We start from the raw sequence: 23,822 nt of genomic DNA on the forward strand, positions 1-23,822 counted from the left end.
CGAACGCTACTTTCCGCCATGAAGCGATCGGTGAGACGGTCCATTCTGTCGCGGCGCCGATGCATCGCGAGGGGGGATAGTTGGGCCCGGTCGAGAGGCCGGCACCTCGGTCCGGGGGGGGCGCTCCATATGGGAGATCGGATGTGGAGGAAGGGACCGATACTCGATCACTTCTCTTCGGCCCGAACGGACCGGTTGGCCCGGTGAGCCTGAATAGACCGGCCGCTGAAGCACGTCGGGCATCCGTTTGTTTGGAGGGGGCGCCGGGCGCCGTGTTCCCCCCTGCGGCGGCGCTGGAAGCGTCGGCGGGGTTTCTCCGATGAAAGGTCGGGTCGGCGTGACATGGATGGGGTGCGAAGGGGGCATTCCCCGCAGCGATCTTCCTTCAGGTCGGTTTGCCGGCGGAGCCGACTGAACCGGCGGCCGACCGAAATGGGCCCCCGGCCTGTCAAACGGATCCCCTCCCAAAGCGAGTCCGCGCGGCTCGCCTCTTAAGAAGCTGTTTCGTTGAACAACGATAATGGCGTTGTGAACATGAAGGTTGCGAAAGTTGCGATAGACCGGCCGGTCCGGATAGATTACGACATTCGTGATGTTGACGCTATACGGACCGAATTCTCCATAGCCGTAGTAGACCTCCCTTGGCGCCAACGGAACCCAGGCGACATAAGTGGGGGTGTGTACCCAGGCCACATATCCGGGTGCCCAGAAGACGGCGCCACGGGCGGGGGGGACCCAGCCCCAGCCGACCCGTTCCACGAAAGCCCATCGCCCGTAATGATACGGCGCCCAACCCCACGGCTCATTCGAGACCCAGACATAATCGTTGCCGATCAAGACCCACCGGCCGACCTGATAAGGCGACCAGTTGGAATAGCCGGCGGCGGCCGGAACCCAGACCGGGCCATACTCGCTCGTCTCCTGCCAGCGTCCATGTTCATCGAGATCGTGCGCATACCCGTCCATCTCGGGGGGTAAAAAATGAACCCGGTCGGTCCGTTCGTAGAGCGAACGATCTCGCATCAGGTTCCATCGCTCCCATTCATCCGAAGAAACAAAAGAGGTGAAGGTCGCCTCGCTCCCCGCCCGAACCAGCAGCGTTTGATGTTCGGCCACGGTGATTTTCCCGCTGATTCCATCGGCATCGACCCGGCCTTGATAAGTTGTAATCCGGGTATCGCCCGGCTCGGTGATGTCGATCCGAAACTGCGACGGGCCGTTCGCATCGATGGCCGCCGCCGGGGTGGTCCATTGAAGGGTATATCCCCGCTCGCCTCGAAAGTGAATGAACGCCTGTCCTGAGTCGAGCGAAAAGTGAAGCGCGTCGTTATCGGTCGTCACGATTTCGAACGCGCTGTTCTCGTTGAGACGGAGGGTGGTTCCATCGGTTAACTGAAGCTCAGCCCTTCCCCCCGCGCCGACCGAGAGGCGGTCTCCCTCCCGCATCGGAAAGTTGACCGAAGCGGGAGACCACGCCATCTGATCCTTCGTTTCAATCTGGACATCCCCTTCGATCAGACTGATCCGAAGCACCTCCAGTGAAGAAGCATGGGCCAGAGAAGCGACAAATGGGATCGATAGGAGAAAGAAGAGAAAACCAAAGACCCTCCCAGGCAGAAAGGGGAAACGGCCGTTGAACTTTTGCCGGGACCGATCTTTCCAATGCAGCGTCATCGTCCTCATTGCTCCAAGTGATTGACTCAATTGCCAAGGCTAAGAAGAGCAATTTTTAGACCAACAGCGTGATCGGGGGATTCTCAGATAAAATAGCGGAAGTTCCCTTCTTTTCTATTTCACATCGACTAGACGGTTTTATCTGACCCAAAGGGTCAATTCAATACCCCAAATCGGGTGGCCATGGACGTGAAGGAGCGGTTCCGGCGGAAGAAGAAAGGCCGGGCCAGGAGCGGGGGAGGGTTTTCGGCATTCATCGAGCGACTGGGTCTCAAGCGCCCAATCGCCCGACGATCCACCGTTACTTCTGAGACTCGACCTTGATCTCTTTCGACATCGCCTCTTTTGCCTTCGGCAATTCAATCGACAAAACACCATTTTTGACGGTGGCGCGAACCTGGTCTGCATTGACGGCCGAGGGGAGGGGGATATCGCGAGAGAAGGTTCCATAGACCCGTTCACTGAAAATGTAGTTTCGGTCTTCCTGCGACTCCTCTTGCCGCACCTCTCCCCGTAGGTGAAGGGTGTTGTCGGTGATCGAGATCCGGATGTCCTCTTTCTCGAGGCCGGGCGTCTCGACCTTCACCACATACTTGTCTTTTTCTTCAGCCATCTCGACCGTCGGAAAAGAGGAGGTCAATGCCAGCACCGATTGTGGATTCCAGGAAGCAAGATCCCTAAAATCTCTAAAAAAATCCTGAAAGATTCGCTCCATCTCGGTCCGGGGACTCCACTGGCTGACGGCGCGGGATCGTTGCTGTCGGGGCGCGACTTGCTGTTGTCCGGTTGCCATAAAACACCTCCCTCTTGAATGTGGGTTGCATTGATCAATACGAACTTTTGCAGGTTACCATTAAGTAGAAAGGAGATTCCGTGAGTGCCATGACCGTGAATACGCTTACGGCCAACTGAACCGCTTTTGCCAGGATGAGCCGGGGTGAGGCAAGGTGAGCAAGATGAGCAAGATGAGATGGATGATGAAATGGATGAGATGAAGGGGGTCGGCGTAAAGGGCTTGCCCCTACTCGGTTCCGCTTCGGAGCAAGAGCCCCTTTTCTTTGACGATCCGGAAGTTCCGATAAAAGAAGGCGAGGGCAAGAGAGAGATAGATCAGGTTGAGGAGGGCCGCCGTTCCCAACTCCCGTATTGGGAAGGCGCCGGTTTCGACGACCGACCGCATCCCCTCGAAGACATGGGAGGAAGGCATCATCCAGGCGATCGGCCGGACCCAGGCCGGCATCACCGACACCGGATAGAAAACGGCGGAGACCGGCTGGACCAGAAAGGCGAGTCCCCACGCCATCACCTCCGCCTCCTGGCCGTAGAGGAGGATCGACGCCATCGTGATGATCCCGATCGCCCACCCCATCACCGCCAGGTTGAGAACAAAGGGTATCAACGAAAGACCGAGGACAAAAACGTTGAAGGAATAGAACAGCCAGGCCAAAAAGGCGCTGGCGAGCCCGGCGGTGAGGAGCTTTGCGACGCTGATCGTCATCAGCGCCGCCAGGAACTCGCTCGGCCGCAACGGGGTGACGAAAAGATTCAGCAGGTTTTTCGACCAGACCTCTTCCAGGAAGGAGACCGAGATCCCCTGTTGAGCCCGATAGAGGATATCCCAGAGAATCAACGCCCCCAAGAAGAAAGTGACGAACTTCGGAAGGTTCGTCTGGAAGCGCTGCAGATAGAGGGTCACGAATCCCCATAACAAGAGATCGACCAGCGGCCAAAAGAAGACCTCGGTCATTCGCGGCAGGCTCCGTTGGTAGAGATAGAGATGCCGTTGGACCAGCGCCATGACCCGGTAGAGTTTCATGGCCGCATCTCCCCGTCTTCCATTAGATGATTTCCGCGCGCGACTTTGAGGAAGACATCTTCCAAATTCCGCTCCGCAAAAATCCGAAGAATTTCGGCGGGGGTTCCGCTGGCTAGGATGCGCCCTTGGTGTAAAAAAACAATCCGATCGGAGATCTCCTCCATCTCTTTCATGTTGTGAGAGGTGTAGAGGAGGGTCAATCGGCTTTGGTCTCGGATCGACCGGAGCAGCCTTCGGGTCTTGTCGGCGATGTCGGGGTCGAGGCTGGCGGTCGGCTCGTCGAGGAAGAGGACCTTCGGTCGGTTCAGAAGTGATTTGACCAAGGAGAGCCGGGTCATCTGACCGGAGGAGAGATGGCGGGTGATCGTATTCTTCAGCCGCTGGATCTCAAAGAGGTCGAGCAGCTCATCGATCCGGGTCTCCGGATGTCGAAGGCCGTAAAGCTTCGCGAAGACGGTCAAATTTTCTCGAAGGGTCAGCGAAGTCGGCATCGACACATAGGTCGATGAGAAATTCACCTGCGAGAGGATCGCTTCGCGGTGGCGCTTCAGGTCGAGCCCGAGGATGCGGATCTCGCCGGAGGTCGGTGTGATCAGCCCCAGCAGCATTTGGATCAGGGTGGTTTTGCCGGCGCCGTTGGGCCCGAGCAGGCCGAGAATCTCCCCCTCTTCGATGGAAAAAGAGAGATCATTGACGGCGACGAACCCGTTAAATGATTTCGTGAGGTGATCGACCTGTACGACCGGACGTCCCATGAAATGAAAGCGGAGAATCCTTTTTGGTTGTCTTTGATGTGATCTTTCTTTACTATAACACACTCACTGAGAGCGACGCGATGCAACGCTATTACAACGCTTACAGCCATTATCTGAAAGGCCGCTTTCCCTGGAGAGTCTACAAGCTGCCGCTCGATGCCGGCTTCAACTGTCCGAACCGGGACGGCCGGGTCGCTGTCGGCGGCTGCACTTTCTGCAGCAACGCGAGCTTCAGTCCTAACAGCGGCGGCCCGTTGAGATCGGTCCGCGATCAGGTCGACGAGGGGATCGCCGTTTACCGAAAGCGGCGGTTCGGCGGGGAGAAGTTCATCGCCTACTTCCAGGCGTTCACCAACACCGACGCCCCGGTCGATCGGTTGGCAGCCCTCTATGAAGAAGCGCTCTCCCATCCCGAGATCGTCGGGCTGGCGATCGCGACCCGTCCCGATTGTCTGCCCGAGCCGGTGCTCGATCTCTTGAGCACCCTTCAAAAAAGGACGGCGCTCTTTTTAGAGGTGGGATTGCAATCGAGCCATGATGAAACCCTGCGTCGTGTGAACCGCGGCCATACCTTTGCCGATTTCGTCGATGCGGTCGATCGGATTAAGCGAAGGGGCTTTTACCTCTCGACCCATCTCATTCTCGGACTCCCCGGCGAAGACCGGACGCGGATGCTGGAGACGGTCGAACGGGTCGCGCAGCTGCCGGTCGACGCCGTCAAGGTGACCCATCTCTATATCCCTCGACAGGCGCCGCTGGCCCAGGCCTATCGACGGGGCGAGCTCTCCCTCCTCACCCTGCCGGAGTATCTTCAGCTGGTATGCGATCTGCTGGAGCGGCTGCCTGCGCGGATGATTATTGAACGGTTGATGGGAGAGCTCGATGGCGAGGACATCCTCGCGCCCCGCTGGGGAAGACACAAGGGAGAGATCCTGGAGATGATCGCATCGGAGTTCGCGCGGCGGGGAACCTGCCAAGGGATCCTTTTTCGGGAGAAGCCTCAGGGAGACATCGGATGCGATCGGGCACAGGTGCAGCGGTGCATCCCCCCCATGACCGCCCCCATCACATCATAAAGATATTCCCGCTCCGCCGCATCGACCGTCGTCAGGTAAGATCGTTCCCAGCCTTTCAGATAAACGCTTTGTAAAAAGAGAAAAACCGGAGTTGACGGATCGATCCCTTCTTGCGCCATCTCCTTCTGAATCCAGGAGATCACCCCCGCGTGGGTCTTCATCGCGTCGGACTGAAGCGCATTGTCCGCATCGGTCAAGATCTTCGCAAACCTGTCAAAGTCTTCCGGGTGGGCATCCAGGTGACGCGTCGCCAGCGCTTCCAAGCCGAGGAGATTCATCCTCCGGTCCGGGATCGGCAGCCGATCATATTCCGGGCCCGAACGGCAGTCCGAGAGGAGCAGCAGAAGGATGAGAAGAAGCAGAGGTCTAAATGGAAGTCGATGCATTTCGATCCAAGGCGAGGGGTCGAACAGCGAGAATACCTCAGCCACGGCGCCAGCGCAACGCTCTCGCTACCGTGCCATCTTGCATGCCTCGATTTTAATATGTTAAGTTTTTGTTGCTGAACTTGCGTTCTGTGACATTCATCCTTTGTAGAGGAGGTTCAAGATGAAGCGACTCCAACTCGTGTTCCTATCGGTGTCCACATTGATTTTTACCACCACCTCGGCGCTCTTTGCGGCGCCGATCGGCGTGCCGGGAGCTACCGTCGGTGCCAATAAATCGGATATCAGTGCGGAAGCAAATTTTCTCTTCGACCGCGACATCACCGGGAACGCCGGAGGTGGGACGGCCGAAGGGACGCAAGCCTTCGCAAAAGGGACGGTCGGCTTGACCGATCGGGTCGACCTGGTCGTCCGGCTTGGATTCGGTGATTTTAAGGTGAAAGACCAATCGCCGAGCACATTGAACATCGATAGTGGTGTCGGCCCTGCCTTCGGGTTGGGATTAAAGGCGACCTGGGCGCAGATGCCCGATGCCAACCTGAAGATTGGAACCGTTCTTCAGACAACTCATCTTCGATCGAAAGATGGCGACTCCCGCTTCGGCTGGACCGAGTATGATGCGGCGATCGGCGCTTTTCTCGATTCCGGCTCCCGCTCCCTCCGCGCCGGGGATGCGGCCTTGATTCCCTATGGCGGCGTCGTTTGGTCCGGTCTTGATATCAATGGCGCGGCCCTGGAAGACAAAACGTTCGGCATTTTTGTCGGGGTGTTGGCCCGGTTTGCAGGGAATTTACATGTCGGCATCGAATTGCGCGTTCCGGATCAGACCGCACTCGGTGTGGAGGCCGGTTTTAGCTTCTAGGACGGCGCCTTTTTGATGGCAGCTGAGAGAGGATTTCAATCGAGGTGCCGACCGGGGGCCGTCCGAACGCCTCCCAGGCGTTTCCACCCCGGAGAAAGAGCTCCATCCATCGAACCAGATGGCCCTCTGCATTCCGCCAGCCGCTGCTGCCGGGGGCGAGGGCCATCTCTCCCACCGGGATCTCGAAGCTTGCATTCGCTACGGTCGCTTTTTGCGTGGCCCGGCCGATCCGAACCTCAAGCAGGGTGCCGGGGGCAAACGACACCTCCTCTGGCTCAAGGGTTGTCTTTATATTTCCATATCCATCGATATAGGCGATCTGCGCTTTCGGTACCGCCGGGATCTGAGTGCGGGGAACCTTTCCCAGGAGCGAAGACTCGCCCGCCGCAACCTGCGCGACGGCTGAAGGGAAGAGATCGCGTGAGCGGAATTGGGAGCCCTCTGCCGAAACAGAGACCCATCGGATCTCCTCGGAGGCATCGCGGATAAAGGAGAAGGTGTAACCGGCTAAGACGCCGATGACCCGGACGCCGGTGATGAGGCGGGCGAAGGCCAGACGCTCCCCGGCATTGCCGCTGCGGGCCCGTTTGTCATCCGAGCGGGGCGCGATGTTGTGATAGATCAGGGTGCCGGCGGGCGCCTCGTTTAATCCGAGCTGTGCAATGCAGAATCCGGCCGCCAGCGTCGCAAAGGGCGCGATTGGGGTGAGTACAACGTCTGCATCGGGAAGCGCTCGCTTGATCCGCTGCACCACCTCTGCGAAGGCGAGATCGCCCTGGCCATAATCGGCAAGGATATGAACGAGCATCGGACGGTCTCCTGCGACTCTCTCGTTTCTAAAGAGGGATCGATGCGATCGCGTTCGGATCCGGAAGGCTCTGATATGAAGGGGGGCAAAGCCCCCCCTGCTTAGGCGGGTGAGTTCGCTTCCCCAAAAACCTTCTTTAAAAGCGGTTCCATCTCCCCTTTCTTAGCCATCTCGTCGAGAATATCGGTGTCGCCGTAGAATTCTCCGCCGATGAACACTTTTGGGAGGGTCGGCCAGTTGGTCAACTTGGAGAGCGCTTCCCGTTTCTCCATGTTCCGCAAGACATCGACGACTTCAAAGGGATAACCGTATTTGTTGAAGAACTGGATCGTCTCCATGGTGAAGCCGCACATCGGCATCGACTTCGTCCCCTTCCCATAGATTAAGATCTTGTTTGTGTCGACCTCTTTTTTGATCTCTTCCTCAATTGGATTGCTCATTGTTCTCTCCTGGTTTCAAAATAAAGTAGGGACATTTAATGGCTCGAAGGGGTCTCTGCCGCTGCGGCCTCTTCGGGGGTGTACGATTTAATTTCCAACGCGTGGATCCGTCCGTCTTTCATCGGCTCATTCAGCGCTTGATAGACAAATCGTTGCCGGTCGAGAAGGTTCTTCCCGCGGAAGGCGTCCGACACGATCTGGACGCGAAAGTGATCCATCATGCCGGTCCGATCGGTCACGGTGACCTGCGCGTCGGGCATCGCTTTCTGAATGTAGTCGACCAATATCTCTTTGCTGATCATCGCTTGATCTGTCGTCCTCCAGATTTCAAAGATAATGTTTACGAGAGGATTATTATACCTCATTTCACATGGATCTTAAAGAAGAAAGAGGCGGCCGGCCCCTTCCAAAAAGGTCATCCCGATCTTTACTTGACATGCGGGAAAGCTTGGCATATAAACGGCTCGGCGGCGGCTGCCGCCGGGAGCTGATTTCGTAGCCAAAGGAGGGAAACGTTGGAGTATCTGCCGTTGCCTGAGGTCGATGAGGAGATTGCCCGGATCATCGTCTTTTTTGAATGGGACTATCTTGATCCCAAGCGGATCCGCACGGTTCGAAGCAGGGGGAGTCGAAGCCGCCGGATTCTGGCCCGCTGTCATGCCCTTCCGAAGGCGCTGCAGATTGGATTGGCATTGCAGGCACATTATGTCATCGAATTGGTCTCCGAGAATTACGATCGGCTCTCGGAGGAGGAGCAGACCAAGACCTTAATCCACGAGCTGCTCCATATCCCGGCGACCTTCGGGGGGGGCTTTCGCCACCATGACTTCGTTCATGGCCGCCGGGTGAACAAGCTTTATGAGCGCTATGCCAAACGACCGACGCCGACCTCCTCCCCCTCTTGGCCGACCGAAGCGGCGCAATCCGGTCTGACGTTCTGATCTGATCTTTAGTCGGGCGAATTCAGAGGAGCGCCTCGATCTTTCTACAGATGACCTCCGGGTCACGAATGCCGCGAAGCGACTCCCGCCGGTTTCCCTCTTTCAATAGGAGGACGACCGTTCCGATTCCAAAAAGGCGATCCATCGGACCTTGCTCTACGGCGACCGACCGGATGGTGCCGAGCGGACGGGACTTTTCTCCCTTCCCGAGAAACCCGGCGGTCCGTCGGACGGCGCCGCGGGTGAGGGTATAGCGGGTGGTCGCCCGGAGAAAGTGGGCCAGTCCGATAAAAAAGAGAGCGCCGAAAGAGTAAATGACTCCGGTTTCAAAATTGCGCGCATAAACGGCAATCAAGGCCCGGACCGCCGAGACCAAGGTGAAGAAAAGGAGAAAAAGATATTCGCTCCAGGCCGGGCGTCCTTGCCAGACCGGCGGCGGCTCCTCCACCCTGCGAGTCTCGGATTCGATCTTAAAGGTCAGGGGATTCATCATCCATCGGTGCCACAATGATAATAAGGAATAGCAAGAGAGCCAGGATAATAAGGATAAGAAGATAAGATAAAGGCCGTCGAAATTTCTCGGACGGCCTTTATCTTAGTTCTATTCTGAGATGAAATTCAAGACCGAGGCGATGCCGCGTCGGAGAGAGACAACCGGTTACGCTCCCCCCTCCGCCGTCCGCTGCTGGAATCGATCGATATCCAAATCAATTTCGCCCCCTTCGACCGCCGCTTTAAAAGTGTTCAGATCCTCTTCAATCTTTTGAGACGGCTCCTCGCCGAAAAAGCCGGCGATGGCCGCACCGATCTCTCCGCCGGGGAGAATGTATTCCATTGAAACCCGCAGCTCCGTCTGTCCCTCGGCCGCTTTGACAAAATAGACCGAACCTTCATTCGGCACATCGGCGTTGTCTAAGGCGCGCCAGGAGATCATCTCATTTTTCTTGTCCGCCGTAATTTCTGCATCCCATTCTATCGGAACGCCTCCCGGTCCCTTCGCAACCCAATGCGAGCGCTTCCCGCGCGTCGGCGTCACCGACTCGAGATAGCTCATCACCTGAGGGAGGTTTTCAAAATTTCTCCAAAAGGAGTAGAGCGCCTCCGGTGACTTATTGATGATAATACTTTGTTCCACCTGGATCGGTTCGGTTTCGCCTGTCGAGGTAAAACGTTCCTCAAGTTGGCTTCGGACCCCCTGGGCCCAATCCCTGGCCCGATCGGTGAGACCCTCAATTTCCTCGCGGAGGCGCTTGGCCCCCTCGGCGATATTGAGATTGACGTTCAGAGGACCTTGGTTGATCCCACGATAGATTAAGCTTCCGCCGGCGGCGACCAGCAGGGCGTCGGCCAGCGTCACCTTTCGAAGATAAAAAAGGAGGAGGGCCCCTCCCCCGACCACGGCCGCCAGCCGCTGAATATCATTTGCGCCCATGCCCGCTGTGGTGAGCTCTTCTGGTGAAACATCTTCCGTTTTCTGCTTGGTTGTATTTGATTTTTTCGATGCCATGGCTGATCTCCATTCATTGCGTTTTAGGTATCATTTTCGAGCGGATTTGGCCAGCACTTCCATCAATAAAGCGAATCAGGAAAGTGATGATGATATTTAGAATATCGTTTTACCTCTTGGAAAGTCCATGCAACTTAAGGAGTAGTCCAATCGGGCGAGCCCTCCCCGCATTCCGGCTATTGTTTGAAAGGCGTTGCTTTTCGTACGATAGTAATAGAGCTTTCATTAATCACTCACCGAAACAGGAGAAAAGCATGAAAGAAAAACAATCCAAGAAATCAGACTCGATCGTGCAAAATACGCAAAATACGATGGAGTGGGTCGGAGAGGTCTTTCGTGGATTTAAGGAGGATGTCCGTTCCGCATTCGTCTCCGAGGGGAAGATGAAGGCAACGGAGCTGTTGAAACAAGACCATGACAAAGTAAAGGGATTAATCGAGCAATTAAAATCGGCTCGAAAGAATAAAAGGGCATTGATTCGTCAAATTGAAGAAGAGATCAAGATCCACAGTCGATGTGAAGAGATGATCTTCTACCCCGAGATGAAGAAGGTGAACAGTGAGTTGATTGCAGAGTCGCTGGAAGAACACCATCAGGTCGATATGATTCTTGCCGAATTAAAAAAGATGACAGGGAAAGAAGGAGAGGCGTTTGATGCCAAGGTCATCGTATTCGAAGAGACCTTACAGCATCACATCGACGAAGAAGAGGGAGAGATGTTTCCGGAAGCGGAGAAGAAATTAAAAGACCAATTGGAATCGTTGGGTGAAGAGATAGTGTACTTTAAAGGCGAGTTAAAAGCGAAGCGCAAGAAAGCGGCATAAACGAAAGAAAAATAAATACCGGAAGTTCGCCTCAAGCCTTGGCTGAATTAAAGAAAATAAAGAGCCGCTGAGATTATTCTCAGCGGCTCTTTATTCAGCAGCCCTATTTCTTGATCCACCATGTTGCACCGACATACGTTTCTCGCAGCCCGGTGGTATGAACATCCTGCCCGTTTTCGGAAGTGGTCGGAAAGTTGGAAGGCCGATCGACATTCCATTCATTGTGAAGACCGATCAATAAAGTGACTCGCTCAAAGTGGTACTGTCCCTCCAGGCGCACCCCGAACTGCTCATTGCTCTCTCCCAGCCCCGGCGTGCCTCCGATCACATAGGTATGAAAGTTCAGCCAAAACCGCATCGGAAGCGGGGCCAAAATGCCGATACCTGACTGGTACCCTACCTGGCACACACAATCTCTTCGGATCAGAAGGGGTGTATTGGTGTAACGAGACCAATAGTAATTGAAGTAAAGCCGAACCTGAGCATCGGCCAGAGATGAGCTGTCCTCGGCCGTGGCCAAATCAGAACCGCTTAAGATGAGAAAGCCAAGGATTGCAATAAGGATTTTTTTAAGCAACATCGGTTTTCCTTCTGTAGATTATTCCCGCCGAACTCCAGCCGATTACTTCTTAAGCGCTTCCAATGGAACGCCTCGTTCTGAGTGAATCAAAACCACCAAGTGACCCCTGCATAGGTCTCGCGAAGGCCGCCGGTGCTGATATAGTTCCCATCTTTGGACCGAATTGGGAAGTCGGAGGACTGATAGATATTCCATTCGGCATGATGGCCGACCAGGAGGGTGACCCTTCTAAACCGGATTTGGCCTTCGACTCGCAAACCATATTGCTCCGGTATATGAGATAAATTCGGCTTCGCACCCAAGACATAGAGATGAAGGTTGAGCCACGTCCGCCAGAACATCCGATCTTGAAGTAGGACTCCGGTTTGGTATCCGAGCTCGCAATCGCAGTTTCTCCTAATGCCTAAAGGGGTATTGGTGTAGCTGGGGAGATAATAATTAAAGTAGAGTCCCACCCGCGTGTCCGACGCGGGCGCGCGTTCCTCGGCCGACGCGGAATGGGGCGTAAGAGATTGAGACATGAACCAGAAAAAGACGCCGGAAAAAAAGGTGATGGACCGGAAAATCTTCATAAATCTCATTAAAACAACCTTTGTATTGCGATCCGCCATCCGGGTCTCAAGCTTTCTTGTCATGGTAAGAATGGATACTCTATAGGTATAACGGCAGTCGGATCAATCCCCCCAAACGAGGGAATCATACAGGGTTGTCCGATATTTGAAAAAGATAATGAAAATCGGGCAGAAAGAGTGTTTTTTTCCGTAAATGGCGGGCCTCAAGAGAGGTCTTTCCACATTTGACAGATTTGTATCTCGCTGCTACCTTTTAGCGGTATTTATTTTTGCATGCAAGCCCGGCCGGGCAGCGGTCCGTTTCTGAATTCCGATCTGGCATTATTGCTCCTTGTCTTCGGGTCTATCGCATCTCAAGGAAAGGGTTCGATCAACCGATTGAAGCGCTGGAGTTTCTCTGCCCTTATCCGCCTCATTGTCGGATGGACCTTCTTGAGCCCCGGTTTCGTCCTCTCCGCCGAGCTCTCGCAGCGTGGAGATCAGATTACCGTTCAGGGGGAGCCGACTGCCGAAACGGGTCTACTCTCAGTGGCGTATGGGAAGCGGGTTCTCCGGGAGACCGGCGATATTCTCAGCTCCCCCGCGCGCTGGGAGAGAAGAGCGTGGCTCGTCTTCTCTCTGGAATCGGCCGCGGTGGGAGCGGCATTCACGCTCGATAGATCGATTCGAAATGCAGCGCAGCGGAGCCGAACTCAAACAACGGATGACATCGCCAAAATAGTGGAACCCTTTGGAGCGGAATATTCGCTTGTCATTTTAGGCGGCTTCTATTTGACGGGTCTGGTTCTGGACGATCCAAAAGCCCAAGCGGTCGCCCAAGATGGAGTGGCAGCGAGCCTCATTGCCTCCGGCTTGATCACATCGACCCTAAAGGAGGTGGTTGGAAGGAGTCGTCCCTCCCAGGGGGAACGAGTCTACCACTTCCAACCCTTCAGCGGGAGCCACTCTTTTCCTTCGGGCCATACCACGGAGGCCTTTGTCATGGCTTCTGTCCTCTCGGCCCATTACGATTCGCCCTCGGTGAAAACGATTTCCTATGGGCTCGCCACCCTGGTCGGTTTTGCTCGGATTGAACACAACGCCCATTTTGCCTCGGATGTGATGGCCGGCGCGTTGATCGGTGCTTCTGTAGGAAATGCAACCGTACATTTCAATGAAAAACAGGAATCCCAGATCTCTTTCAGGCCCTGGATCGATCAAAATGAGCGCGGGATGATCTTCACCGTTCGTTTCTGATCCGCGGTGATGTTCCTACTGTGTTTCGGAAACGATCTTTTTTCATTCAAGGAGGCAGATATTTCTCATTATTTTGCTTTTGCGACTTTCCTTATTTTAATTGCCTCCCCGTCTTTTTCTTTTCCTTTCATTCCGGAGATCGATCATCGCCTTGAAATTACGTCGGGGATGGTTTCTCTGGAGAAGCAGGAGCATCGTCTCCGCGAGAACCATTTCGGCGAGGAATGGCACGACGGACTCAATGTGGAGACATCCCTCTGGAGCCGTCTTTCGTTTGGAGATCATCTCTCCTTGGTGGCGGAGCCGGTCTTCGTGACCCCCCGCAAAGGAAGCGACCTCTATATACGCCAGGGATATCTCCGACTTGTGCTCTCCAATATCGCCCTAAAGGTGGGACGGGATTCGCTTTGGTGGGGGCCGGGCCGTCATGGCGCCCTTCTCCTCTCCAACAATGCGTTTCCATTCGATCTCGTCCAGGTTGGAACCGCTTCTCCCTTTTCACTCCCGGGCTTCCTCTCCCAGTTGGGCCGCTTCGAGTTCGACGGCTTTTTGACCCGCCTGGAAGCGCATCGCGACTTTCCTCATGCCCGCTTGGCCGGGCTTCGCCTGGTTTATCATCCGCGAGAGGAAATTGCCATCGGATTCTCCCGCATCACGATGTTCGGCGGTGACGGTCGGCCGGGCCTCACGCTGGTCGACTTCGGCAGATTGTATCTGAACAAGCCGAACGAATCGGGTAAGTTCGAAGTGAATGAGCTCGCCGGCATCGATCTGCGCCTCCGCCCGCCGATCGACCGCTTCTTGCCCGGTCATTTTATAGAGCTCTATGGGGAGTATGGGGGAGAGGATGAATCTAATTTTATTCCGACCAAAAGAGGAATTCTGGCCGGACTGGAGTGGCGGTATCAAGCGCGCCGCCTCATTCTGGAATATGCGAGCAACCATGACCCCGGTTTCCCTGATGTCTGGTATCACCATTCGACCTATACCTCCGGCTATACCTTTCATGGACAGATCATCGGACATCACATGGGGAGCGATGCCGACGATTTCTATTTTAGATTGGCCTCGCCCCTGATTGAACGGTGGAGTGGAGGGGTCGACTTCGAGCGAGAGCGGCATCACCTCTCGAATCCCGTCCCTGAAACGATGTTCCGAGGGGGAGGCGATCTCACCTTCTTTCAGCACGCCGACCTTTCTTATCTATTCCGAGTTGAATACGAACGGATCGAGAATCTAAATCTTCAAAGTGAAAACGCGAGAAATATGTATGGCATCGTCAGTGCCGTCTGGACGTTCTAATTCAAATCGATTCAAAACACCGCTCCTCTCAGCCGCTCGATCCCGACGTTCAGAGTGAATAAACTCTGTATGGAGAGACCGATCCATCCGTTCCTGCGGGAGAGGTCCGGAAATGAGGATAAGTATACTTATTATGTCGAATAGAATGATTCAGATTAGTTTCACAAAACTTGACAAATGACAAACCTGGGCTATACTTTTTTTACCTCATCAATCTGGTATATCCCAGGGGCTGGTACATCGGCCCACTTTACAAAAGTAAAAGTAGACTCAAAAAGATTTTGATGGTTTTTAGTATCACACCCGCTCGTTTAAAAAGATCCGCTTCACTAACAGGCCGCCCTTATTATGATGGATAAATCAATCGCTCCAAAAATCAATTACATTTCCAATTTAATATCCAGAGGATTACTTGCCTTCGGTCTTGCTGCGCAGGTGATCCTCTATTTTTCGATTTCTTTTGCTCAAGATTTTCCCTCATTGCCCCAAAATCCGGGCATGCCTTCCATTTCTCCTGAATCATTCAGTCTCGATCAGATCAAACGGGGGAAGGAAGCGTTACAGCAGCCCGTTGCCGACAAGATCCAGGAAAATCAGTTTGAAAAGCCGGCCAAGATGGAATCGATCCAACCGGCCGATAAAAAATTGTCCGCCTTTGAAGAATATGTTCAGCAGAAGGGTTCCGAATTTGAGGAATCCGGCCAGAAAAAAAGCGCCGACAAGACGCCAATCCAAATCACACAGTTTGGTTATGATCTTTTCCAGCAATCTTCTAATACATTCGCCCCCGTTGATATTGTTCCGGTCGCTCCCAACTATCTTTTAGGACCCGGAGATGAGATCCGGATCACATTGTGGGGAAAAGTGAACGCGGAACACCCCACGATGATCGACCGGGACGGCAAGATCAGCCTCCCCCAAATCGGGATTCTCCACTTGGCCGGTCTCACCTTTTCAGAGGCCAAAAGCTTCTTAGAGACGGAACTCAGCCGCTATTATAAAGCCTCCGAAGTGAAGATGAATGTCAGCATGGGCCGGCTCCGATCGATCCGCGTTTTTATCGTCGGTAAAGCGCAAAGACCGGGCAGTTATACCCTCTCGTCAATGTCTACGCTTATTAATGCCCTTTTTGCCGCAGGGGGGGTCAGCAAAACGGGGACGATGCGGGATATTCAGCTGAAGAGAAACGGGGAAACGCTGGTCCATTTTGATATGTATGACTTTCTCCTCCAGGGAGACAAAACCAAAGACATCCGGTTGATGCCGGAAGATGTGATCTTTATCCCGACGATCGGTCCTCTCGCCGCGGTTGTGGGAGATGTTCGGTCCCCGGCGATTTACGAGTTAAAAGGGGAGATTGGGCTTCAGAGTTTTATCGAAATGGCCGGGGGCTTAAACGAAATTGCTTTTAAAGGTCGGATACAAATCGGTCGGATCGTCGATAACAGTCAACAAGTTACATTCGAGTCGAATCTGGAAGAGATCAAAACAAAGGATATTAAGGTCCAAGCGGGAGATTTCGTAAAAGTCTTCTCGGTGATCCAAGACAAGAAGATTGTCAGACTGTCCGGCGCCGTGCAGAGAGAGGGGGAGTACGCTGCCAGCCCCGGGATGAACGTCAAAGATTTAATCGCAATGGCCGGCGGATTAAAGGACTATGCCTATTCGACCGAGGCGGAACTGACGCGGATCACTCCCACTTTAGAGGGGCCGAAATTAGAAAAAATAATGATTGGCCTTCAAAAAGCTTTGGCCGGCACTTCGGGCGAGAATATTCCGCTTAAAGAGAATGACTATTTATTTGTACGGGCCGTTCCCGAGTGGGGGATGTATAAGACGGTGGAGATCACCGGAGAGGTGCGATTTCCCGGAAGCTACACGATTAAAAAAGGGGAGCGGCTTTCAAGTCTGATCGAGAGAGCCGGTGGATATACAGACAAGGCTTATTTAAAAGGAGCGCTGTTTACGAGAGAGTCGGTGCGGAAGCTCCAACAGGCTCAATTGAATGAATCGATTGAACGCCTTCAACGGCAGATTCTTTCTAAATCAGCGACCGCCACTCAGGCGGCATTATCTCCGGAAGATGCGATACAGCAGAAGGGAGCGCTGGAGCAGAGGAATGCCCTTATCGAAAAAATGAAGATCGCCAAAGCGAAGGGAAGGGTCACCATCAGCCTAAACAGACTTGATGAACTGAGGGGATCTCCTTCGGATCTGTTTTTAGAGGAAGGCGATACCTTGGTTATTCCGGAAAGACCTCAGCACATCCAGGTGCTCGGCTCGGTCTACAATCAAACGGCCTTCATCTACAATCCGAAATCGACCGTTGATGAATACCTAAAAAGTGCCGGTGGAATGACCGATGAGGCCGAAGAGGGCGAGCTGTATGTTCTGAAGGTCGACGGGTCGGCCGTCTCCCAAAAAGTAGAGAAGGGATTTTTCAGCAGAGGGCTGTTGTCTTCAAACCTCAATCCCGGAGATACGGTTGTGGTCCCGGAAAAGATCGAACGCGTTTCGTGGTTGAAGGAGATTAAGGATATTACCCAGATTCTCTTTCAGATCGCGGCAACCGCAGGAATCGTCATCAAAGTATTTTAGGGGACTGGGTAAACTCCCCCGCCCGGAATCGGATTGTTCAATTTGACGTCACCTCACCTGAAGGAAGCAATGAACGAAGATACCATAAACCTCCTGGACTGTTGGAAGGCGTTGGTCAAACGAAAATGGCTGATTGGATTCATCGTCGGAGCCGCTGCGATTGCATCGGTCATTCTGAGTCTCCTCCTTCCGAAAATTTATGCCGCCACCACCAGCATTCTACCTCCGCAGCAGGAGGGCTCCGTGGGAATGACAGGAATGGGCGCCTCTCAACTCCCGGGCGGTATCGGCGGCCTGGCGGGCGGCTTCCTGGGGCTTAAATCTCCGGCGGACTTATGGGTGGGAATTTTAAAAAGCCAGACCGTCCGGGATGGAATCATCCAGCGGTTTGATCTGATGAATGCTTTTAAAGCGCAAACGATCGAAGATGCCAGAGGCGCTCTCAATGCGATGGTCGTCATCACGAAATCGAAGGAAGATATTATCTCGATTACGGTCGAAGACAAAGATCCCCAACAGGCCGCTCTCCTCGCCAATGCGTTTGTCGAAGAACTAGACAAAGTGAATAAGCGGGTGGTAATGAGCTCCGGCGGACGAATGAGGGTTTTCCTCGAAAAAAGACTCAACGACGGTAAAGTAGAACTTGTAAAAATTGAGGAGGCGGTCAAGGCGTTTCAAGAAAGAAACGGCGCGATCAAGCTCGATGATCAATCCAAGGCAATCATCGATACCATCGGAAAGGTCAAAGGCCAGCTCATGGCGAAAGAGGTCGAGCTTCAGACCTTTCTCTCCTACGCGACCCCGAACAACCCACAGGCTGAGATATTAAAGTCCCAGATAGAGGAATTGAGGGGAAGCATGCAGGAGTTGGAAGAAGGGAAGCTGGGCGATCGACGTGCCTCCAAGGGGCTTTTTATACCGACCGCCAAGATGCCGGACCTTGCGCTCCAATACGCGCGCCTTTTAAGGGATATGAAGGTCCAGGAGACGTTGGATACCCTATTGACCCAGCAATATGAAATCTCGCGCATTCAAGAAGCCAAAGACAGCCCCACCGTGCAGGTGCTCGATATGGCCAAGGTGCCGGGAAAAAAAGTAAAACCGAAAAGAGCCCAAATCGTTCTCCTATCGGTTTTCTCTGCAACGTTTGCCGCGGTCCTCTTGGCATTGTTTATGGAATTTGTCGGACAAACGAAAACGCGACAGCCGGCTGATAAGCGTGATCTTGCGCTTAAAGTGGGTTGAGGAAAGGCCGGCGCATTCAGAACGGATACCGGTGGGAAGAAATAAAGAGGAATTCTTTTGCTTGTCGACGAAGGTCATCCGCGGGAGGCGAGATATCGATGGAATCCAGGGAAAATAAAATACTGAAGGGAAGGTCGATCCTGATTACCGGCGGGACCGGTTCATTTGCGAAGAAGTTCGTTGAAACCATCTTGCTGAAGCACCCGGAAATCGAGCGTCTGGTGATCTACTCACGCGACGAGCAGAAACAGTATGAGATGGCCCAACAATGGCCGGAGAGCGTTTATCGTCAGATCCGTTTCTTCATCGGCGACGTGCGCGATAAGGAGCGGTTGTCCCGGTCGATGGAAGGAATCGATATCGTCATCCATGCGGCCGCGCTGAAGCAGGTTCCCGCAGCGGAATATAATCCTTTTGAAGCGATCAAGACCAACGTCTTCGGCGCGCAAAACGTGATCGATGCCTGCATCGAGAAGGGGGTCAAGCACGTTGTCGCCCTGAGCACCGACAAGGCCGCGGCGCCGATCAACCTTTACGGCGCGACGAAGCTCTGCTCCGACAAGCTCTTCGTCGCAGCAAATAACTTCAAAGGAAAACACGATATCAAGTTTTCGGTGGTTCGTTATGGGAACGTGATGGGAAGCCGTGGGAGTGTCATCCCTTTCTTCTTGGAAAAACGGAAGGACAGCATCCTGCCGATCACCGACGACCGGATGACCCGGTTCAATATCGTCCTTGAAGAAGGGGTCAAGCTGGTTCTCTACGCGCTTCAAAATATGTGGGGAGGAGAGATCTTCGTTCCTAAAATACCGAGCTATCGGATTACCGACGTTGCGGAAGCGATCGCTCCAGACGCCGAAAAAAGAATGACGGGGATCCGGCCGGGAGAAAAACTTCATGAGGAAATGATTACCGAATACGACGCTTTGAATACCATTGAGTTCGACAAATATTTTGTCATCCTTCCCTCTCTCCCCTTATGGAATATCAATGATTTCATGCGGAAGTTTGGTGGGAAACCCTGTCCGCCCGGTTTCAGATATCAGAGCGGAACCAATCCGGAGTGGTTGACCGTCGAGCAGATCCGAACACTGATCAGATCGCATGTCGATTCCAGCTTTACCGTTTAAGGGAGGAAGCGTGCGTTCAATTTCAATCTCCTATGGACGACAGTCAATCTCCGAAGAGGATATTCAATCGGTCGTCGACGTATTGAAATCCGATTTCCTGACGCAGGGACCCGCCGTGGAGCGCTTCGAGAAAGCGGTCGCTGATTATTGCGGAGCGCCCTATGCCGTCGCCGTCAACAGCGCAACCAGCGCCCTGCACATTGCCTGCCTGGCGTTGGGGGTCGGGCCGGGAGACCGGGTCTGGACGAGCCCAATCACCTTTGTGGCCAGCGCCAATTGCGCACTTTACTGTGGCGCTCAGGTCGATTTCGTCGATATCGATCCGGACACATACAATTTGAGCGTCGATCGCCTGGCAAAAAAATTGGCCGAAGCCGAACAAGAAGGCCGGCTCCCTAAAGTGGTAATCCCGGTGCATCTCTGCGGCCAGCCATGCGATATGGCCGGCATTCACACGCTGAGCCGGCGATACGGCTTCAAGATCATCGAAGATGCCTCGCACGCCATCGGCGGAAAATACCGGGGCGAGCCGATCGGCAATGGCCGCTACAGCGACATCACCGTTTTTAGTTTTCACCCGGTCAAGATCATTACCACCGGTGAAGGAGGGATGGCTGTAACCGGGGATGGGGAACTGGCCAAACGGATGCAGCGGCTGCGCAGCCACGGCATCACCCGCAACGAAGTGGAAATGACCCGCCCGCCGGACGGGCCGTGGTATTACCAGCAGATCGACCTCGGCTTCAACTATCGGATGACCGATCTACAGGCGGCGCTCGGTCTCAGCCAGATGGAGCGGCTCGATGCATTCGTCGCCCGGCGGCATCTCCTCGCCCGCAGGTATCACCCATTGCTGGCCGGCCTGCCGGTCCGCACCCCCTGGCAGCATCCGGACGGTTACTCCGGAATGCACCTTTATGTGATCCGGCTCAAGCTCGGTGAAATCGGCCAGACCCATCGCGCAGTCTTCGAAGCCCTCCGCGCCGCAGGGATCGGCGTGAACCTGCATTACATTCCGGTCCACCTGCAGCCCTATTATGAGCGGCTCGGTTTCAAGCCGGGAGAGTATCCCGCCGCGGAAGAATATTACACAGAAGCAATCAGTCTGCCGATGTACCCCGGCTTGACCGAGGAAGAGCAAGATCACGTCGTGCGGGAATTGGAGAAGGCGGTTAAATGAGGAGACTCGCGCTCGGCACCGCCCAATTTGGCATGACCTATGGTATTGCCAATCAAACGGGTCAAGTCAGCCGATCGGTGGCAAAGGCGATGTTGCGGCTGGCCGCGGCAAACCGGATCGACACGCTCGACACCGCCATCGCTTACGGCGAGAGCGAGACGTGCCTCGGTGAAGCGGGCATCCCAGGCTTCAAGCTGGTGACGAAACTGCCGGTCGTGCCCGACGGTTGCGCGAACATCGGCGATTGGGTTCAGGAACAAATGTCCGCATCGCTCTCCCGTCTCGGCGTGGGCGCCATCTATGGCCTGCTCCTCCATCGCCCGCAGCAACTGCTCGGGGCGGAGGGCAAAGCAATCTATCAGAGTTTGCAGGGGCTGAAAGAAAGGGGGCAGATACAAAAACTCGGGGTCTCCGTCTATGCCCCAAGCGAGTTGGAGCTGCTCGTCCCGCGATATCGCTTCGATCTGGTTCAGGCTCCGTTCAATCTCGTCGACCGCCGTCTCCACGCCACCGGCTGGCTGCAGCGGTTGAAGGATGGAGGGGTTGAAATTCATACCCGTTCGGCCTTTCTACAAGGCTTGCTCTTAATGTCCCCGGCGATCATTCCCGATCAATTTGCATCATGGTCTCACCTCTGGAGCAAATGGCACAGCTGGCTCGCGCGCAATACCACCTCCGCCGTCCAGGGGTGCCTGGCCTACCCACTCTCTTTCCCCGAGATCGACCGTGTCGTCGTCGGCGCGGATAGCGTGAGCCAGTTAGAGCAGATTATTGATGCAGCAAACAGGGTCGCGCCGGTCGAGTTGCCCGACCTGCATTGCGACGCAGAAAACCTGATTAACCCGGCCGATTGGTGTCGCTCATGAAAGTCGTCGCGCTCGTTCAAGCCCGGATGGGTTCCACCCGTTTACCGGATAAGGTGATGAAGCCGGTCGGCGGCATCCCGATGATCGAGCTGTTGCTCTCGCGTCTCTCGCGGGCAAAAGAGATCGATCAGATCGTTGTCGCCACCTCGGTCGATCCGCGCAATCGGCCGCTGAGCGATCATGTGCGCAAGCTCGGCTATTCGTGCGAGCAGGGGAGCGAGAACGACGTCCTCGACCGGTATGTCGAAGCGGCCGGGAAGCACCGGGCCGATGTGGTCGTTCGGATCACCGGCGATTGTCCGTTGGTCGACCCCGGATTGGTGGATGAAGTGGTCCGCGGCTTCAAAGCGGCGAAGGTCGATTACTTCAGCAACATCGATCCGCCGACCTACCCGGACGGGCTCGACATCGAAGTATGCACATTCAAGGCGCTGGAGCGGGCGAGACGGGAAACAAGCAGACCGCATGATCGGGAGCATGTCACCCCCTACCTGCGCGAGTCGGGACGTTTCAAGACCGCCTCGATGAAATACAACCAGGACCTTTCGGGGCTCCGCTGGACGGTCGATGAGCCGGCCGATTTTGCAGTCATTGAAAAGGTCTTTGGGCATTTCCATCCCCGGATCGATTTCACCTGGGGCGAAGTGCTCGGCCTGCAGCGCCGGCAGCCGGAGACCTTCAGCCTCAACCAAAATCTGATTCGCAACGAAGGAGCGACGATGGGGACCGGACAAAAACTTTGGAAGCGGGCGAAGCGGGTCATCCCCGGCGGCAGCATGCTTCTTTCCAAGCGGGCCGAGATGTTCCTGCCGGACCAGTGGCCCGCCTACTTCAGCAAAAGCAAAGGGTGCAAGGTCTGGGACCTCGACGGCCGCGAATATACCGACCTGTCGATTATGGGGATCGGCACCAACATCCTCGGATACGGCCATCCGGAAGTCGATGACGCCGTCCGGAAGACGATCGACGCCGGCAACATGTCGACCCTCAATTGCCCGGAAGAAGTTTATCTCGCCGAAAAGCTGGTCGAGCTCCACCCCTGGGCCGGGATGGTCCGCCTGGCCCGCTCCGGCGGAGAGGCGAATGCGATCGCCATCCGGATCGCCCGGGCGGCGTCGGGGAAAGACAAAGTCGCGATCTGCGGCTACCACGGCTGGCACGACTGGTACCTCTCGGCCAACCTCGGCGACGACAAAAATCTCGCCGGCCACCTGCTGCCGGGCCTGGCGCCGAACGGCGTTCCGCAAAACCTCCGGGGCACCGTCTTTCCCTTCAACTACAATAATTTTTCCGAGCTGGAGACGCTGGTCAACACCCACGACATCGGCGTGATCAAGATGGAGGTGGTCCGCAATCAGGGCCCGCAGGACAACTTTCTCCAGAAGGTACGGCAACTCGCCACCGACCGCCGTATCGTTCTCATTTTCGATGAATGCACCTCCGGCTTTCGCCAGACCTTCGGCGGCCTCCACAAGCTCTATGGGGTCGAGCCCGACATGGCGATGTTCGGAAAGGCGCTCGGCAACGGCTACGGCATCACCGCCACGATCGGGAAACGCGAAATCATGGAGGCGGCGCAGACCACCTTCATCAGCAGCACCTTCTGGACCGAGCGGATCGGACCGACCGCCGCGCTCAAAACGCTGGAGGTGATGGCGCGCGAGAAGTCGTGGGAGCAGATCACGGAGACCGGCAGGGACATTACGGCCCGATGGAAAGCGCTCGCCGAAAAATACGGCCTGTCGATTACCACCAACGGCTTGCCGGCGCTGACCGGGTTCTCATTCAACAGCCCGAACGCGCTCGCCTATAAAACCCTCATCACCCAGGAGATGCTCGCCAAGGGATACCTCGCCGGGACGAGCGTCTATGTCTGCACCGAGCATACGCCGGAGGTGGTCGCTCAATTTTTCGAGACGCTCGATCCGATCTTTGCGTTGATCAAAGAGTGCGAAGAGGGTCGCGATGTCATGACGCTGCTGAAAGGGCCGGTCTGCCACGCCGGCTTTAAGAGGCTGAATTGA

General features: G+C 55.0%; 24 protein-coding genes. 12 read left to right on the forward strand and 12 right to left on the reverse strand.

The genetic code is table 11. From position 1 onward, the window contains the following. Nucleotides 1-6 precede the first annotated feature (6 nt). The 4 genes from HY282_10255 to HY282_10270 all read right to left on the reverse strand — a co-directional run bounded on the left by HY282_10255 (nt 7) and on the right by HY282_10270 (nt 4,245). Entirely contained in the window at nt 7-1,674 is a 1,668-nt protein-coding gene (locus HY282_10255; protein MBI3804129.1) for a FecR domain-containing protein, read from the reverse strand. A gap of 301 nt (nt 1,675-1,975) precedes the next feature. Continuing rightward, nucleotides 1,976-2,467 carry an Hsp20/alpha crystallin family protein gene (locus HY282_10260; protein ID MBI3804130.1) on the reverse strand — a complete coding sequence of 164 codons (492 nt, stop codon included), beginning with the start codon at nt 2,465-2,467 and terminating at the stop codon, nt 1,976-1,978. Between the two features lie 228 nt (nt 2,468-2,695). Then, nucleotides 2,696-3,490 (reverse strand): ABC transporter permease, encoded by a 795-nt coding sequence (locus tag HY282_10265; GenBank protein ID MBI3804131.1) that lies wholly within the window; start codon nt 3,488-3,490, stop codon nt 2,696-2,698. After that, nucleotides 3,487-4,245, reverse strand: coding sequence for an ABC transporter ATP-binding protein (locus HY282_10270; GenBank protein MBI3804132.1), 759 nt, complete (start codon nt 4,243-4,245; stop codon nt 3,487-3,489). Before HY282_10270 ends, HY282_10265 begins: the two co-directional genes overlap by 4 nt. A 23-nt stretch (nt 4,246-4,268) precedes the next feature. On the opposite strand from HY282_10270, the gene HY282_10275 reads away from it, so the two are divergent. Further along, complete coding sequence (locus HY282_10275; protein ID MBI3804133.1) at nt 4,269-5,321, forward strand: TIGR01212 family radical SAM protein; 1,053 nt, start codon at nt 4,269-4,271, stop codon at nt 5,319-5,321. Here HY282_10275 and HY282_10280 read toward each other — a convergent pair. Then, nucleotides 5,246-5,707 carry a hypothetical protein gene (locus HY282_10280; protein MBI3804134.1) on the reverse strand — a complete coding sequence of 154 codons (462 nt, stop codon included), beginning with the start codon at nt 5,705-5,707 and terminating at the stop codon, nt 5,246-5,248. The genes HY282_10275 and HY282_10280 overlap by 76 nt on opposite strands. 163 nt (nt 5,708-5,870) lie before the next feature. On the opposite strand from HY282_10280, the gene HY282_10285 reads away from it, so the two are divergent. Beyond that, nucleotides 5,871-6,569 (forward strand): hypothetical protein, encoded by a 699-nt coding sequence (locus HY282_10285; GenBank protein ID MBI3804135.1) that lies wholly within the window; start codon nt 5,871-5,873, stop codon nt 6,567-6,569. Here HY282_10285 and HY282_10290 read toward each other — a convergent pair. The 3 genes from HY282_10290 to HY282_10300 all read right to left on the reverse strand — a co-directional run bounded on the left by HY282_10290 (nt 6,559) and on the right by HY282_10300 (nt 8,119). Next, complete coding sequence (locus HY282_10290; protein ID MBI3804136.1) at nt 6,559-7,377, reverse strand: SAM-dependent chlorinase/fluorinase; 819 nt, start codon at nt 7,375-7,377, stop codon at nt 6,559-6,561. The two genes, HY282_10285 and HY282_10290, sit on opposite strands and share 11 nt — an antisense overlap. A 101-nt stretch (nt 7,378-7,478) precedes the next feature. Beyond that, nucleotides 7,479-7,817: a glutaredoxin gene (locus HY282_10295; protein ID MBI3804137.1), complete on the reverse strand. Its 339-nt coding sequence runs from the start codon at nt 7,815-7,817 to the stop codon at nt 7,479-7,481. 35 nt (nt 7,818-7,852) lie between these two features. Continuing rightward, entirely contained in the window at nt 7,853-8,119 is a 267-nt protein-coding gene (locus HY282_10300) for a BolA family transcriptional regulator (protein MBI3804138.1), read from the reverse strand. A gap of 213 nt (nt 8,120-8,332) precedes the next feature. Between HY282_10300 and HY282_10305 the strand changes: the two genes are divergently transcribed. Beyond that, nucleotides 8,333-8,758, forward strand: coding sequence for a metallopeptidase (locus HY282_10305; GenBank protein MBI3804139.1), 426 nt, complete (start codon nt 8,333-8,335; stop codon nt 8,756-8,758). Between the two features lie 22 nt (nt 8,759-8,780). Here the strand turns inward: HY282_10305 and HY282_10310 are convergent, their stop codons facing one another. Together HY282_10310 and HY282_10315 are read right to left on the reverse strand one after the other, a co-directional pair. Then, a complete protein-coding gene (locus HY282_10310) occupies nt 8,781-9,251 on the reverse strand; it encodes a PH domain-containing protein (protein MBI3804140.1) in 471 nt (156 codons plus the stop codon). Nucleotides 9,252-9,416: 165 nt separating this feature from the next. Beyond that, nucleotides 9,417-10,265, reverse strand: coding sequence for an SRPBCC family protein (locus HY282_10315; GenBank protein ID MBI3804141.1), 849 nt, complete (start codon nt 10,263-10,265; stop codon nt 9,417-9,419). Between the two features lie 254 nt (nt 10,266-10,519). Between HY282_10315 and HY282_10320 the strand changes: the two genes are divergently transcribed. Beyond that, on the forward strand, nt 10,520-11,089 hold the full coding sequence (locus HY282_10320) for a hemerythrin domain-containing protein (GenBank protein MBI3804142.1): 570 nt from the start codon (nt 10,520-10,522) through the stop codon (nt 11,087-11,089). Nucleotides 11,090-11,192: 103 nt separating this feature from the next. Here HY282_10320 and HY282_10325 read toward each other — a convergent pair whose 3' ends face one another. Further along, nucleotides 11,193-11,669, reverse strand: a complete 477-nt coding sequence (locus tag HY282_10325) for a hypothetical protein (GenBank protein MBI3804143.1) — start codon at nt 11,667-11,669, stop codon at nt 11,193-11,195. An 86-nt stretch (nt 11,670-11,755) separates the two neighbouring features. Further along, nucleotides 11,756-12,241, reverse strand: a complete 486-nt coding sequence (locus tag HY282_10330; GenBank protein ID MBI3804144.1) for a hypothetical protein — start codon at nt 12,239-12,241, stop codon at nt 11,756-11,758. A 432-nt stretch (nt 12,242-12,673) separates the two neighbouring features. Here HY282_10330 and HY282_10335 point away from each other — a divergent pair, with 432 nt between their 5' ends. From HY282_10335 to HY282_10370, 8 genes are all read left to right on the forward strand, one after another. Beyond that, on the forward strand, nt 12,674-13,477 hold the full coding sequence (locus HY282_10335; GenBank protein ID MBI3804145.1) for a phosphatase PAP2 family protein: 804 nt from the start codon (nt 12,674-12,676) through the stop codon (nt 13,475-13,477). A gap of 168 nt (nt 13,478-13,645) precedes the next feature. Next, entirely contained in the window at nt 13,646-14,779 is a 1,134-nt protein-coding gene (locus tag HY282_10340) for a hypothetical protein (protein ID MBI3804146.1), read from the forward strand. Between the two features lie 498 nt (nt 14,780-15,277). Continuing rightward, nucleotides 15,278-17,377, forward strand: coding sequence for an SLBB domain-containing protein (locus tag HY282_10345; protein ID MBI3804147.1), 2,100 nt, complete (start codon nt 15,278-15,280; stop codon nt 17,375-17,377). A 69-nt stretch (nt 17,378-17,446) separates the two neighbouring features. After that, nucleotides 17,447-18,622, forward strand: a complete 1,176-nt coding sequence (locus HY282_10350; GenBank protein MBI3804148.1) for a lipopolysaccharide biosynthesis protein — start codon at nt 17,447-17,449, stop codon at nt 18,620-18,622. Nucleotides 18,623-18,741: 119 nt separating this feature from the next. Further along, on the forward strand, nt 18,742-19,752 hold the full coding sequence (gene pseB, locus HY282_10355) for a UDP-N-acetylglucosamine 4,6-dehydratase (inverting) (GenBank protein ID MBI3804149.1): 1,011 nt from the start codon (nt 18,742-18,744) through the stop codon (nt 19,750-19,752). Beyond that, nucleotides 19,727-20,932: a UDP-4-amino-4,6-dideoxy-N-acetyl-beta-L-altrosamine transaminase gene (gene pseC / locus HY282_10360; protein MBI3804150.1), complete on the forward strand. Its 1,206-nt coding sequence runs from the start codon at nt 19,727-19,729 to the stop codon at nt 20,930-20,932. Before pseB ends, pseC begins: the two co-directional genes overlap by 26 nt. Continuing rightward, a complete protein-coding gene (locus HY282_10365; GenBank protein ID MBI3804151.1) occupies nt 20,929-21,798 on the forward strand; it encodes an aldo/keto reductase in 870 nt (289 codons plus the stop codon). The genes pseC and HY282_10365 overlap by 4 nt, the downstream gene beginning before the upstream one ends. After that, nucleotides 21,795-23,822: an aminotransferase class III-fold pyridoxal phosphate-dependent enzyme gene (locus tag HY282_10370; GenBank protein ID MBI3804152.1), complete on the forward strand. Its 2,028-nt coding sequence runs from the start codon at nt 21,795-21,797 to the stop codon at nt 23,820-23,822. Before HY282_10365 ends, HY282_10370 begins: the two co-directional genes overlap by 4 nt.

This window comes from Candidatus Manganitrophaceae bacterium, assembly GCA_016200325.1.
Taxonomy (GTDB): Bacteria; Nitrospirota; Nitrospiria; order SBBL01; family Manganitrophaceae; genus Manganitrophus.